Origin of the sequence: Amycolatopsis sp. NBC_01488 (assembly GCF_036227105.1) — a bacterium.
In the GTDB taxonomy this organism is placed as follows: Bacteria; Actinomycetota; Actinomycetes; order Mycobacteriales; family Pseudonocardiaceae; genus Amycolatopsis.
Genome location: NZ_CP109434.1, coordinates 7,944,234 through 7,957,718, shown reverse-complemented (window position 1 = coordinate 7,957,718; position 13,485 = coordinate 7,944,234). Strand labels below are relative to the sequence as shown.

Annotated in this window: 8 protein-coding genes; 6 read left to right on the top strand and 2 right to left on the bottom strand. The window is 72.7% G+C overall.

The window, feature by feature from the left end:
- Positions 1-57: 57 nt before the first annotated feature.
- Entirely contained in the window at positions 58-1,752 is a 1,695-nt protein-coding gene (locus OG738_RS37305; protein WP_329048074.1) for a discoidin domain-containing protein, read from the top strand.
- Complete coding sequence (locus tag OG738_RS37300; protein ID WP_329048072.1) at positions 1,749-4,679, top strand: glycoside hydrolase family 3 C-terminal domain-containing protein; 2,931 nt, start codon at positions 1,749-1,751, stop codon at positions 4,677-4,679. Before OG738_RS37305 ends, OG738_RS37300 begins: the two co-directional genes overlap by 4 nt.
- Here the strand turns inward: OG738_RS37300 and OG738_RS37295 are convergent.
- Positions 4,622-5,668 (bottom strand): LacI family DNA-binding transcriptional regulator, encoded by a 1,047-nt coding sequence (locus OG738_RS37295; protein ID WP_329048070.1) that lies wholly within the window; start codon positions 5,666-5,668, stop codon positions 4,622-4,624. The genes OG738_RS37300 and OG738_RS37295 overlap by 58 nt on opposite strands.
- A gap of 76 nt (positions 5,669-5,744) precedes the next feature.
- Positions 5,745-8,777 carry a discoidin domain-containing protein gene (locus OG738_RS37290; protein WP_329048068.1) on the bottom strand — a complete coding sequence of 1,011 codons (3,033 nt, stop codon included), beginning with the start codon at positions 8,775-8,777 and terminating at the stop codon, positions 5,745-5,747.
- A 273-nt stretch (positions 8,778-9,050) separates the two neighbouring features.
- Between OG738_RS37290 and OG738_RS37285 the strand changes: the two genes are divergently transcribed.
- From OG738_RS37285 to OG738_RS37270, 4 genes are read left to right on the top strand one after another with little or no spacing between them, the layout of a single operon-like run.
- A complete protein-coding gene (locus OG738_RS37285; protein ID WP_329048067.1) occupies positions 9,051-9,803 on the top strand; it encodes a sulfite exporter TauE/SafE family protein in 753 nt (250 codons plus the stop codon).
- 43 nt (positions 9,804-9,846) lie between these two features.
- Positions 9,847-12,114 (top strand): xanthine dehydrogenase family protein molybdopterin-binding subunit, encoded by a 2,268-nt coding sequence (locus OG738_RS37280; RefSeq protein ID WP_329048065.1) that lies wholly within the window; start codon positions 9,847-9,849, stop codon positions 12,112-12,114.
- On the top strand, positions 12,111-12,581 hold the full coding sequence (locus tag OG738_RS37275) for a (2Fe-2S)-binding protein (protein WP_329048063.1): 471 nt from the start codon (positions 12,111-12,113) through the stop codon (positions 12,579-12,581). Before OG738_RS37280 ends, OG738_RS37275 begins: the two co-directional genes overlap by 4 nt.
- Entirely contained in the window at positions 12,578-13,387 is an 810-nt protein-coding gene (locus tag OG738_RS37270) for an FAD binding domain-containing protein (RefSeq protein WP_329048061.1), read from the top strand. Before OG738_RS37275 ends, OG738_RS37270 begins: the two co-directional genes overlap by 4 nt.
- Positions 13,388-13,485 lie beyond the last annotated feature (98 nt).

Below are 13,485 nucleotides of genomic sequence, written 5' to 3'. Positions count from 1 at the left end.
GCCGGGGCAAGGCCGCCCCGGCGCCGGTTCGCCGTGGAGGTGCCCATGCAACGCCGCATGCCGAGAACCCGGGTTCTCGCTGTCCTCGCCCTGACCCTGGCCGCCCTGTTCACCGCACCGGTGGCCCAGGCCGCCCCCGTCCTGCTCTCGCAAGGCCGTCCGGTGACGGCGTCCTCGACGGAGTCCGCCGCCTTCCCCGCCTCGGCCGCCGTCGACGGCGACCCCGGCACCCGCTGGTCCAGCGCCTTCAGCGACCCGCAGTGGCTGCAGGTCGACCTCGGCTCCACCCAGCAGCTGTCCCAGGTCGTGCTGAACTGGGAAGCCGCCTACGCCAAGGCCTTCACGATCCAGGCGTCCGCCGACGGCGCCACCTGGACGTCGCTGTACTCGACCACCGCCGGGACCGGCGGCACGCAGACGCTGACCGTGACCGGCAGCGGCCGGTACGTCCGGCTGACCGGCACCCAGCGCGCGACGCAGTACGGCTACTCGCTGTGGGAGTTCCAGGTCTACGGCGGAGGCGGCACCACCCAGCCCGGCGACGTCCTGCTCTCGTACGGCAAGTCCGGCACGGCCTCCTCGTACCAGGACGACGGTGCCTGCCCCGGCTGCCTGCCGGCGAAGGCGTTCGACCACGACCCGGCCACGCGCTGGGCGACCAGCGCGACCACCGGCTGGGTCGACCCGGGCTGGATCCAGGTCGACCTCGGCGCCGTCGCGGCCGTGCACCAGGTCGTCCTGCAGTGGGACCCGGCCTACGCGGTCGCGTACCAGATCCAGGTCTCGAACGACGGCGCGAACTGGACGTCGATCTACTCGACCACGACCGGCAAGGGCTTCAAGGAGACGCTGACCGTCAACGGCAGCGGCCGGTACGTCCGGATGTACGGCACCGCGCGGTCCAACGGCTACGGCTACTCGCTGTGGGGCTTCGACGTCTACGGCACCGGCGGCAACCCGACCCAGCCGCCGCCCGCGCCGCCGGCCCCGCACTTCCCGGGCACGCTGGTCTGGAGCGACGAGTTCAACGGCGCCGCCGGCGCGGCTCCCGACGCGAGCAAGTGGACGGCCGAGACCGGCCCCGGCGTCAACAACGAGCTCGAGTACTACACGAACAACAACAACGCCAAGCAGGACGGCCACGGCGACCTCGTCATCCAGGTCCGCCGCGAAGCCACCCCGGGCAGCGCCTGCCCCGTCGACCCGGTCAGCGGCAGCGGCACCTGCCAGTACACCTCGGGCCGGATCAACACCGCGGGCAAGTTCAGCTTCACCTACGGGCACGTCGAGGCGAACATCAAGGTGTCCGGCACGCAGGGTCTCTGGCCCGCGTTCTGGCTGCTGGGCGCGAACTTCTTCGGCGGCACGCCGTGGCCCAACTGCGGCGAGATCGACATCATGGAGCACGTCGGGAAGTCGCCGAACCTCGCGTACTCGACCATCCACGCCCCGGCCTACAACGGCGCGGGCGGCATCGGGGCGCCCTTCGACCTCGGCCAGGACGTCTCCGCCGGCTTCCACAAGTTCGGCCTGGACTGGGACGCGAACCACATGACGTTCTCCGTCGACGGGAACGCGTTCGAGACGATCAACCGCGACACGGTCGAGAGCACGCGCGGGCCGTGGGTGTACGACCACCCGTTCTTCCTGATCCTCAACAACGCCATCGGCGGGGACTTCCCCGGCCCGCCGGGAGCGGGGACCGTGCTCCCGCAGGACATGGTGATCGACTACGTGCGGGTCTACCAGTGAGGCGCCGGCTCGCGCTGATCATGGGTGCGGCGGTGGTGGCGGGACTGCTCACCGCCCCGCTGTTCACCGCCCAGGCGGCCCCGACGCTGCTTTCGCAAGGGCACGCCGTGACCGCGTCCTCCACGGAGAACGCCGCGTTCCCCGCTTCGGCCGCCGTCGACGGCGACCCCGGCACCCGGTGGTCGAGCCTCGCGGCCGACCCGCAGGCGCTGCAGGTCGACCTCGGCGGGTCGCACCCGCTCAACCAGGTCGTGCTGCAGTGGGAGGCGGCCTACGCGACGGCGTTCACGATCGAGGCGTCGGCCGACGGCAGCCAATGGTCCACTGTGTACTCGACGACGACCGGCACCGGCGGCACGCAGACGCTGCCGGTGTCGGGCACCGGCCGGTTCGTCCGCCTGACCACGACGAAGCGCGCCACCCAGTGGGGCGTCTCGCTGTGGGAGTTCCAGGTCTTCGGCGACGGCACGGCGCAGGCGTGCGGCAGCGCGAACGCGGCCCTGCGCCAGCCCGCGACGGCGTCCAGCGTCCAGTCCGACGCCTTCCCGGCGTCGGCGGCGTTCGACGGCGACGCCGGGACGCGCTGGTCGAGCCTGGCCGCCGACCCGCAGTGGATCCAGGTCGACCTCGGCAGCTCGCGCCCGGTCTGCGGCGTGGACCTGACGTGGGAGACCGCGTACGCGAGCGCGTACACGATCCAGCTGTCCACGAACGGCTCGACGTGGACGACGGCGGCGACCGTGACCGGCGCGGGCGGCACCGAGCACCCGGCCGTATCGGGGACCGCGAGGTACGTCCGGCTCAACGCCACGGCCCGGGCAACGCCGTGGGGTGACTCGCTGTGGGAGTTCGCCGTGCACACCAGCGACAGCGCACCGCCGACGACCACGCCGACCAACCCGGGCGGCTGCCCGTGGGTGGGCTCCACCGCGCCGGTCGCCGACCGGGTGAACCAGCTGATGGCGGCCATGACCGCGCAGCAGAAGATCAAGGTGCTGCACGGCAACGGCGCGACCGGGCCGTACATCGGCAACACCGACGCCGTGCCGGAGCTGTGCATCCCGGCGCTCGGCCTGCAGGACGGGCCGGCCGGGGTCGGCGACGGCCTCGACGGCGTCACCCAGGTCCCGGCGCCGGTGTCGGCCGCCGCGACCTGGGACACCGGGCTGATGAACCGGTACGGCTCCGCGATGGGTGCCGAGTTCGCGGGCAAGGGCGTCGACATCGCCCTCGGCCCGACGATCAACCTGGTGCGCGACCCGCGCTGGGGCCGGAACTTCGAGACCTACAGCGAGGACCCGTACCTCGCCGGGGCGGCCGGGACGGCGACGATCCAGGGCATCCAGAGCCAGGGGGTGATGGCGCAGGCCAAGCACGCGGCCGCCTACAACGTCGAGGCCGGGGCGTCGCGCGGGACGCCGTCGGACAACGTCATCGTCGACGACCGGACCCTGCACGAGCTGTACCTGCCCGCGTTCCAGCAGGTGGCGAGCCAGGGCCAGGTCGCGTCGATGATGTGCGCCTACAACGAGATCAACGGCGTCCCGGCGTGCCAGAGCGCCGGGGTGCTGACCACGGCGATCAAGCAGGACGCGAACTGGGGCGGGTTCGTCGGCTCCGACTGGGGTTCGGCGACCGGCGGCGCGCGGCAGCTGGCCAACGGCGGGCTCGACATGGAGATGCCCGGCGGCGCGTTCTTCGGCCAGGGCCTGCTCGACGCCGTCTCGCGCGGCGAGGTGACCCAGGCTCGCGTGGACGACATGGTCCGGCGCGTGCTGACGCAGATGTTCCGGTTCGGCGTCTTCGACCGGGCCCGGCGGGGCACACCTGCTGCCGTGGTGACCAACGCCGCCAACGTGACGACCGCGCGGGACGTCGCGGCGGCCGGGTCGGTGCTGCTGAAGAACAACGGTGTCCTGCCGTTGAACGCGTCCACGAAATCGATCGCGCTGTCCGGCGGCGACGGGATCGACCCGCAGGACATCGGCGGCGGCAGCGCGAAGGTCAACCCGTCACCGGCGTCGGTCAACCCGATCGACGGGATCAAGGCGCGAGCCGGCTCCGGCGTCACGGTGTCCTATGTGGACGGTGCCGGTGAGCACGTCCAGACGCCGAACATCCCGGCGGCGGTGGCGGCGGCGAAGGCGGCGGACGTCGCGATCGTGTTCGCCAGCTACGGCGAGTCGGAAACGCAGGACCTCGACACGATCGACCTGCAGCACCAGCAGAACGACCTGATCGACGCGGTCGCCTCGGCGAACCCGCGCACGATCGTCGTGCTCAACACCGGGTCGGCCGTGACGATGCCGTGGCTCGCCAAGGCCGCGGCGGTCGTCGAGGGCTGGTACCCGGGGCAGGAGAACGGCAACGCGCTCGCGTCGCTGCTCTTCGGCGACGTCAACCCGTCGGGCAAGCTGCCGATCAGCTTCCCGAAGCAGCTCGCCGACCTGCCGACGGCGAGCGTCCAGCAGTTCCCGGGCGCCAACGACCGGATCGAGTACTCGGAAGGCCTGAACGTCGGGTACCGCTGGTACGACAGCCGGACCATCGAGCCGCTCTTCCCGTTCGGCTACGGCCTGTCGTACACGACGTTCGGGTTCTCGAACCTGGTCGTCACGCCGCAGGGCACGAACGGCACGGCCACCGTGACGGCGACGGTCACCAACACCGGCACCCGCGCGGGCGCCGACGTCGTGCAGCTCTACGTCGGCCAGCCCGCCGCGAACGGCGAACCGCCCAAACAACTGAAGGGATTCAAGAAGGTCCAGCTCAACGCCGGGCAGAGCCAGACGGTGTCGTTCCCGCTCACGCCGCGGGACCTCGCGCACTGGACCGGGTCGTGGACGGCGAACGCGGGCCAGTACCGCGTCTACCTCGGTGATTCCTCGCGGAATCTTCCGTTGTCGGCGGCGCTGACCGTCTCCTGAGTCGACTCCCGGACCACCAGGGAGGTCGGGACGATCAGCGGCTCGTCCGGCTGGGGTGCGCCACCCAGCCGATCGAGCAGCTGCCGGGCCGCCGCCTCGCCCATCTCCCGCAGGGGCTGGCGGATCGTCGTCAGCGGCGGCTGGGTGTGCGCGGCCAGGGGGATGTCGTCGAAGCCGACCACGGCGACGTCCTCCGGCACCGCGCGCCCGGCCTTCCGCAGCCCGGCCAGCACGCCGGCCGCGGTGAGGTCGTTGTGGGCGAAGACGGCGTCGAACGGGGGACTCGTGGCGAGGAGCTGGAGGATCGCGGCCTCGCCGCTTTCGCTCGTGAAGTCGCCTTCGATGATCAGGTTCGGGTCCAGCAGCAGGCCGGCTTCGCGGATCACGTCGCGGAAGCCGGTGAGCCGGTCGCTCGTGCAGCCGAAGTCGCGCGGCCCGGTGACGGTGGCGAGCCGGGTGCGGCCGGTGTCCAGGAGGTGCCGGGCCGCGGTCGCGCCGCCCTGCCGGTTGTCCGTGCCCACCGACGGGAACGCCGGCCGCCGCCCGCGGTCGTCGATCACCACCACCGGCAACCCGGAGTCGTGCAGCACGCGCAGGTGCCGCACGGCGTCCGGCGGCTCGACGAGCAGCAGCCCGTCGAACGCCTTCGCCGACACCTGCCGGGAGAACTCGCCCAGGGAGTCCGCGCCGCGGTTGGCCGTGGACAGCAGCAGGCCGTAGCCCTTGGCCTCGACGACGTCGGCGACGCCCTGCAGCACCTCGCCCATCCACGGCCAGGTCAGGCCCGGCACCAGCATCCCGACCGTGCGGGTCACGCCGCGGGCCAGCCCGACCGCACCGGCGCTCGGGATGTACCCGGTCGCGGCGATCACCTCGCGGACCCGGATCGCCGTCGCCGCGTCCACATCGGCCTTGTTGTTGAGCACCCGCGACACGGTCGTCTTGCTCACCCGGGCGCGGCGGGCGACCTCGGCGATCGTGACGCGCATCCGTCCTCCCGGGCAGGCGTGACCTGTGGTGCCAAGGTACTCGCCCCGGGGCCCGCCGCGAGCGGTGCGAGATCGATCAAGTGCGGACAGACATCCGCACGAGACTCGCGTCGCCGCTTCGCCAGCGCGTCCGGACCGCCACGTACCGGGCGGGGCCGGTCTCCGCCGTCCGGTAGGTGAGGCCGTCGACGCTGGTCTCGACGCTCGTCGCGGGCCTGCGTCCGGGCGTCCAGGCGAGCTCGACCGCGGAAACCGCCGTCACCGCCCCGAGATCGACCACCATCCGGCCGTCCGGGCCCGGGCGCCACGCCGTCGCCGGGTCGTCGTCGACGGCCGCGGCGGGATCCGACATCCCGGGTGGCAGCGGTGCCGCGGGGAAGGTGGTCCGGCCGAGCGCGAGGTCGGCCAGCGGGTACGGCCGGACGTCGCCGAACACGACCGGCACCGTCCGGCGCGGCGGCAGCACCACCGGTCGCGGCCGGCCGCCCTCGGGCGTCACGGTGACGACCACCGGGAGGAAACCCGGCGCGGTGAGGTCGACCCGGCTCGCGTCGCGCACGACCGCCTTCAGCCCGGCCGGGCCGCGCACGGTGAACCGCGGGGGTTCGATCCGGCCTTCCGCCGCGGCGAGGGAATAAGGCACTTCGGTGCCGGTCCTGGTGACGGTCTGCTCGCCGGGGTACAGCCGGTACGCGTCGCCGTCCTTCGGGAGGGTCGCCGTGCCGCTCGCCGCCGCGCCGGAAAGGTTGAGCAGCACGAGGAAGCCGTCGGCGACGGTCGCCCGGACCGGCGCGGCACCGGTGGTGACGCGGGTGCCTGGCTGCCGGGGTGCCGGGTACAGCTCGGCGAGCAGGGGCGCGGCGGGCCCGTCGGAGAGCGTGACGCGGTCGCCGGTGACGGTGAGCGGGTTCGGGCTGTCGACCAGGATCCCGGCCCGGCCGTCGATGTCCAGCCAGCCGCCGGTGCTGCGGAGGGCGGGTACCGGGTAGGACGCCACCGTCGTCCAGGTCAGGCCGTCTTGGGAGGTCTCGACGCGGTACTTGCGCCCGGCGGCGGCTTCCCAGCTCAGCCGGACGCGGTCGAAGGTCCGCGGTGCGCCGAGGTCGACCGCGAGCCAGCTGTCGGCGCGTGGACGGTCCGATGTGGACACTGCCCAGCGGGTGGCCGGGTCGCCGTCGTTCGCGTACTCGGCCTCCTTGCCGGGGGAGGCCGACGACGCCGACGCCGTGCCGCCCGGCGCGAGGTCCGGGCCGTCGCCGTCGCGGACTTCGAAGGCCCAGAGCGAATAGCCGTACTGCGGGTCGGGCTGGACGCCGAGCATGCGGACGTGCCGGGCGGTGACCGGGGCGAACGTCAGGTCGTCGGTCCGGGCGCCGGTGGGCGCGGCCTGGGCTTTGATCGTCACCTTGCCTTCGGCGGCGGTGTACGTGCGGTTGCCGTCGAGGCCGGGGACGCCGGGCATGGCGAGGTTGTAGACGTTCAGGACGCCTTCGTCCTCGGCGACGCCGGTGCTGGCGTAGACGGCGGCGCCGGTCGGGAGGGTGGCGAGCGCCGCGTACCCGCTGTCGAAGCGCAGGACGCCGACGGTGCCGTCGAAGCCGTCGCGGACCTTCGCGTAGGTGGTGGCGTGCCGTTCCTTGACGACGATGTTCGTGGCGGGCAGCAGCATCGGGTTGGCGCCGCCGAGCACGAACAGCCAGTCGTCGTGGTGCGGCTGCCAGGCGAACTTGACGAAGCCCGGCTTGGTCACGGTGGCGGCCCAGGCGGCGAGCGAGCGGTGGGCAAGCAGGCCGGGCCCGGCGCCGAAGTCGGCCACTCCGGCGGCGTGCGCGTCGAATTCCGCGGTGGTCACCGGCTTCACCGGGCCTTGGTTGGCGCGCCACTCGTGGAGCAGGTAGCTGATGGCGAGCTCGGCGCGGGCTTCCGGCTCGTACTTCGGCTCGCCGGAGAACTTCGTGATCCGGTCGGCGGGCGCGTAGGCCTGGTAGGGCTCGAGCCGCGCGGCGAGGTCGGCCTCGGCCCGCGCGGCGTGGCGGTCGCCGAGGACCTGGGCGCGGAAGGCGAGCGGGATGACGTCGCGGCCGTAGAGGTGCTCGCGGTCGGCGACCATCGGCATCAGCGGCTCGCCGGCGTCGCTGGTCATCAGCAGCATGGTGCGCCAGAGGAGTTCGCCGTTCGGCTGGGCGGTGAGGACTTCGGGCAGCGGGGTACCAGCCGCGAGGAAGTGCATGGCGTTGCGGCCGGAGGTGCGCCAGAGCTCTTCCTGGTAGTGCGGCCCGAACGAACCGTGGTTCTCGACGAGGAAGGTGTCGTACAGGTTCGTGGCGGTGTTCGCGCTGATCGGGACGCCGTCGACGAGCCGCGGGTTGGCGAGGTCGGCGGCCGGCAACCCACCCTCGTTGCGGCTCCAGAGGCCGAAGGCGTCGCGCCAGTCCTTCGCTCTCGCGTCTCCCGGCGCCCACGCCAGAGCCGGGGCGAGCGATTGGGCGTAGACGCCCATCTCCTCGAGCTTGGTGTCCCCGACGAACCCGCCGCTCAGGCCGTTGGGCGTCCAGCCGCCGGAGGCCGGGTCGTCCCGGGTGCCGAGGGCGGTGGTGTAGCCGGCTTGCCCGGTCGTGATGCGTTCGACGTTCCGTTTCGTGGCGTCGTCGAGGTCTGTCCACAAGAGCCGGGCCGCGAGCAGGAAGTACGACTGGAAAGTGGTGTCGAAGAACAGCTTCCGGCCCCATTCGGTGCCGCCGGTGAGCAGGTTCGACGCGGCGAAGTGCTCGATGGTGGCGAGGGTGTGGGCCTTGAGGGTGGCCTGGTCGACGCCGGCCGCGGTGGCGTCGTAGCCGTCGCGGGTCAGGAGGAGGGCGTTGCCGAGGACGACGGCGAAGGTGAAGTCTCGGGCGGGGTAGATCCCGGCGGCCCGGTCGAACTGCTGCTCGGCCCAGCGGGTGTGGCGGAGGAGGACCCGCAGGTAGGTGGCGGCGACGGGGTCGGGCGGCCCGGGAGACGTCGTCGCGGCCGCTGCCGCCGCCGGGACGACCGGCAGCAGTCCCGAGGCCAGGAGGGCCGCGACGCCGCCCGCGCCCACGAGGGCCTTCCGCCGGGTCACCTCACCCATGGTCCGGTCTCCGCTCGCTGACAACCTTGTCAGCGTGGATTCTGGGACGCCCCGCAACGGCGGGGCAAGCCCGGCGCCGGATCCCGTCCGGTTTCGGACAAGACCTCGGTAATTCGTGTGACGACCGATACCGCTGGCTGATGGGCGCCGGGGGTCGTGAGTGAGACAGTGTTCTAAGCCTGTTTCTCACTCACGACCCCAGCATGCGTGCGTGACCGCCGGTGGGAGCAATCTCACCGGGGCACACCCGCCGGCGCGTGGTGGGATGACAACGTGATCACGGACCCCGGCATCCTCCTCTTGCTCGTCCTCGCCGGTGTCGGTGCCGGCCTGACCGGGGCCATCGCCGGGCTGGCGTCGCTCGTCTCGTACCCGGCCCTCCTCGCTGCCGGGCTGCCGCCGGTCACCGCCAACATCACCAACACCGTCGCCATGCTCGGCACCACCGCCGGAGGCGCCGCCGGCGCGCGGCCCGAACTCGCCGGCCAACGGCAGAAGATCGTCCCGCTCTGCGTCATCACCACCGTCGGCGGCGCGTGCGGCGGCCTGGTCCTGCTCCTGACCCCGTCCGACGCCTTCACCGCGATCGTCCCGTGGCTCATCGGCGCCGCCTCGGTCGTCCTCATGGCCGGGCCGCGGCTGCGCCGGCTGGCCGAAGGCGCCGAGCACCACGGCCTGCGCCCGGCCACCGGTGTCGCCGCCTTCTTCATCGGCATCTACGGCGGCTACTTCGGTGCCGCCGCGGGCGTGCTCATGCTCGCCCTGCTCGTCTCCGTCTGGACCCAGCCGCTCGCCCGGACGAACGCCGCGAAGAACCTGGTCACCGGGTCGGCGAACCTGCTCGCCGCGATCGTCTTCGCCGTCACCGGCAAGGTCGTCTGGACGGCCGCCCTCGCCGTCTGCCTCGGGTCCCTCGGCGGCGCGTGGCTCGGCTCGACCCTCGTGCGCCACCTGCCCGCCACGCCGCTGCGCATCGGCATCGGGATCGCCGGCCTGGGGCTCGCGGCGGTACTGGCGTTCTCCTGAAAACAGGGCATGATCGGCGGGGTATCGGCGAGCAGGAGACCAGATGAGCATTGTCGGGACCCGGGTCGTCCGCCAGGAGGATCAGAACCTGATCACCGCGGGCGGCACCTACGTGGACGATCTCCGGGAGGAAGCGCTTTCCGGTGCCGCGCACGCGGTGTTCGTGCGCAGTCCGGTGGCGCACGCGCGGATCGAAAGCATCGACGTGACCGAGGCGAAGGCCGCACCGGGGGTGCTCGGCGTGTTCACCGCTGCCGACCTCGGCCTCGACCCGCACGCCGCGGGACCGGTGAAGGAGCCGTGGCTGGCCGACGGGGTGGTCCGGTACGTCGGCGAGCCCGTCGCGCTCGTCCTCACCGAAGAGCGCTACCAGCTGGCCGACGCGGCCGAGCTGGTCGACATCGACTACGACCCGCTCGACGCCGTCGCGAGCATCGACGCAGGCCTGGCGGACGAGACGCTGCTGTACCCCGAGATCGGCAGCAACGTCGTGCAGGTCAACGGCGCCAAGGAGTTCGATGACGGAATCTTCGCGGACTGCGACGTCGTCGTCACGCAGGCCATCGTGAACCAGCGCGTCGCCCCCGCGCCCCTGGAGGTCCGCGGCGCGTCGTGCGCCTGGGGCGAGGACGGCCGCCTGACGGTCTGGCTTTCCACGCAGAACGCCCAGATCGCCCGCACGCAGCTGGGTGCGAGCGTCGGCGTCGGCGAAGACAAGGTCCGCGTCATCGCACCGGACGTCGGCGGCGGCTTCGGCGCGAAGATCGGCGCGGACCCCGAAGTGACCGTCCTCGGCTGGGCCGCGAAGGAGACCGGCCGGGCGGTGCGCTGGGTCGAGTCGCGCAGCGAGAACCTCACCGCGATGACGCACGGCCGCGCGCAGCAGAACACCGTGACCATCGGCGGCAAGCGCGACGGCACCGTCCTCGCGTACCGCCTCGACGTCATCCAGGACGCCGGCGCGTACCCGCGGACGTTGTTCCTGCCGACGCTGACCGAGCTCATGGCCGTCGGCGTGTACCGGTTCCCGAAGGTGGAGACGCGCAGCCGCGCCGTCGTCACGAACACGACGCCGATCGCGGCCTACCGCGGCGCGGGCCGCCCGGAAGCGACGGCCGCGGTCGAACGCGCCATGGACGTGTTCGCGGCCGAAATCGGCCTGGACCCGGCCGAGGTCCGGCGGGTCAACTTCATCCGGCCCGAGCAGTTCCCGTACCAGACGCCGACCGGGGCGTCCTACGACACGGGCGAGTACGCGGCTGCGCTCGACAAGGCCCTCGAAGCCGCCGGGTACGCCGAACTGCGCGCCGAGCAGAAGCGGCGGCGCGAGGCGGGCGACCCGGTCGAGCTCGGCCTCGGGATCGCCTCCTACGTCGAGATCACCGGTGGCGACGGCGGTGGCGAGAGCGGCCGCGTCGACATCCACCCGGACGGCTCGGTCGTGGCCTGGACCGGCAGCTCCCCGCACGGGCAGGGCCTCGGGACGTCGCTGGCGATGCTGCTGTCGGACCAGCTGGGCGTGCCGCTGGACAAGATCACCGTCCGGCACGGTGACACCGACGAGGTGCCGAAGGCCGTCGGCACGTTCGGCTCCCGGTCGCTGCAGCTGGGCGGCTCGGCGATCCGGCAGGCCGCCGACGAAGTGATCGCCCAAGCCCGCGAACTGGCCGCCGACCTGCTCGAAGCGTCCCCGGACGACCTGGAGCTGGACACCGAGCGCGGCGTCTTCCAGGTCCGCGGCGCGCCGTCGAGCGGCGTGCTCAGCTGGGCGCAGGTGGCCGAAACCGCCGGTGAAGGCAAGCTCCTGTCGGCCGACGTCTGGTTCGGCGGCGGCACGCCGACGTTCCCGTTCGGCGCGCACCTGGCCGTGGTCGAGGTCGACACCGAGACCGGCAAGGTCGAGCTGCGCCGGATCGTCGCCGTCGACGACGCCGGCCCGATCGTCAACCCGCTGACCTTCCGCGGCCAGCGCCACGGCGGGCTCGGCCAGGGCGCCGCGCAGGCGCTGATGGAGGTCGTCACCTACGACGAAGACGGCAACCCGACGACTGCGACGCTGGCGGACTACTCGTTCATCACGGCGGCCGAGCTGCCGGACTTCGAGCTGGTCGACATGGCCACCCCGACCGACCGGAACCTGCTGGGCGTCAAGGGAATCGGCGAGGCGGCGACGATCGGTTCGACGCCGGCCGTGCACAACGCCGTGGTGGACGCGCTTTCGGCCCGCGGCGTCACGCACCTGGACATGCCCACGACCCCGATCCGGGTCTGGGCCGCACTCGAAGAAGCTCGGAAGGGAAACGCGCGGTGAAGGTTTCGATCGAGGTCAACGGGCGGCCGGTGGCCGAGGAGGTGCCGGACCGGACGCTGCTGGTGCACTTCCTGCGCGACACGGCCGGGCTGACGGGCACGAACATCGGCTGCGACACGACGTCCTGCGGCGCCTGCACGGTGCTGCTCGACGGCGAGTCGGTCAAGTCCTGCACGGTGCTGGCCGCGCAGGCCGACGGCCACGCCGTCACGACCGTCGAAGGACTGTCCGGTTCGGACGGTTCGCTGCACCCCGTGCAGCGCGCTTTCCGCGAGCAGCACGGGCTCCAGTGCGGGTTCTGCACGCCGGGCATGATCATGGCGTCGGTGTCGCTGCTGGCCGACAACCCGAAGCCGACGCGCGACGAGGTCCGGGCCGGGCTCGAGGGGAACCTCTGCCGCTGCACCGGCTACCACAACATCGTGAGTGCCGTGATCGACGCGTCGGGGCAGGAGGTGGACCGGTGATCCCCGCCGAGTTCAGCTACGCGCGCGCGTCCACAGTGGACGAGGCGCTGGCGTTGCTCGCGACGCACGGCGACGACGCCAAGGTGCTGGCGGGCGGGCATTCCCTGCTGCCGCTGATGAAACTGCGCCTGGCCGCGCCGGAGTACCTGGTGGACATCGGTTCGCTGGACGAGCTGCGCTACGTCCGGCTCGACGGCGACGACGTCGTGATCGGTGCGCTGTCGCGCTACAGCGACCTCGTGCGGGACCCGGTGCTGCTGGAGCACGCGCCGTTGCTGGCGCACGTGTCGGGTTCGGTGGGCGACCGGCAGGTGCGGCACCGCGGCACGATCGGCGGTTCCCTGGTGCACGCGGATTCCGCGGCGGACCTGCCGGCGGCGGTGCTGGCGTCGGACGCAGTGCTGGTCGCCCGCGGCCCGGCGGGGGAGCGGCGCATCCCCGCGTCGGAGTTCTTCCTCGGCCCGTTCACGACGCCGCTGGAGCCGGAGGAGCTGCTGACCGAGGTCCGGGTCCCCCGCCAGACCGGCCTCGGCTGGGGGTTCGAGAAGTTCACCCGCCGCGCGCTCGACTGGGCGATGGTGGGGGTGGCGGTCGTCGGCGGCCGCGTCGGCCTGGTGAACATGGGCGGTGTCCCGCTGCGCGCGTCGGCCACGGAGTCGGCGCTGGCTTCGGGCGCGTCGCTCACTGCCGCGGCCGACCTGGCGGCCGAGGGAACGAACCCCCCGGACGAGCCCCACGCGACGGCCGAATACCGCCGCCACCTGGCGCGCGTCCTGACTCGGAGGGCATTGACCCAGGCGAGCTGACGCGTACGTCGATCACCGGCGCCGCCGCGTGCGGCGCCGGTGATCGCGACGGCCGATTCCCGCCAGCGGCCCTGGCGTCCCGACGGCAGCATCGAGGG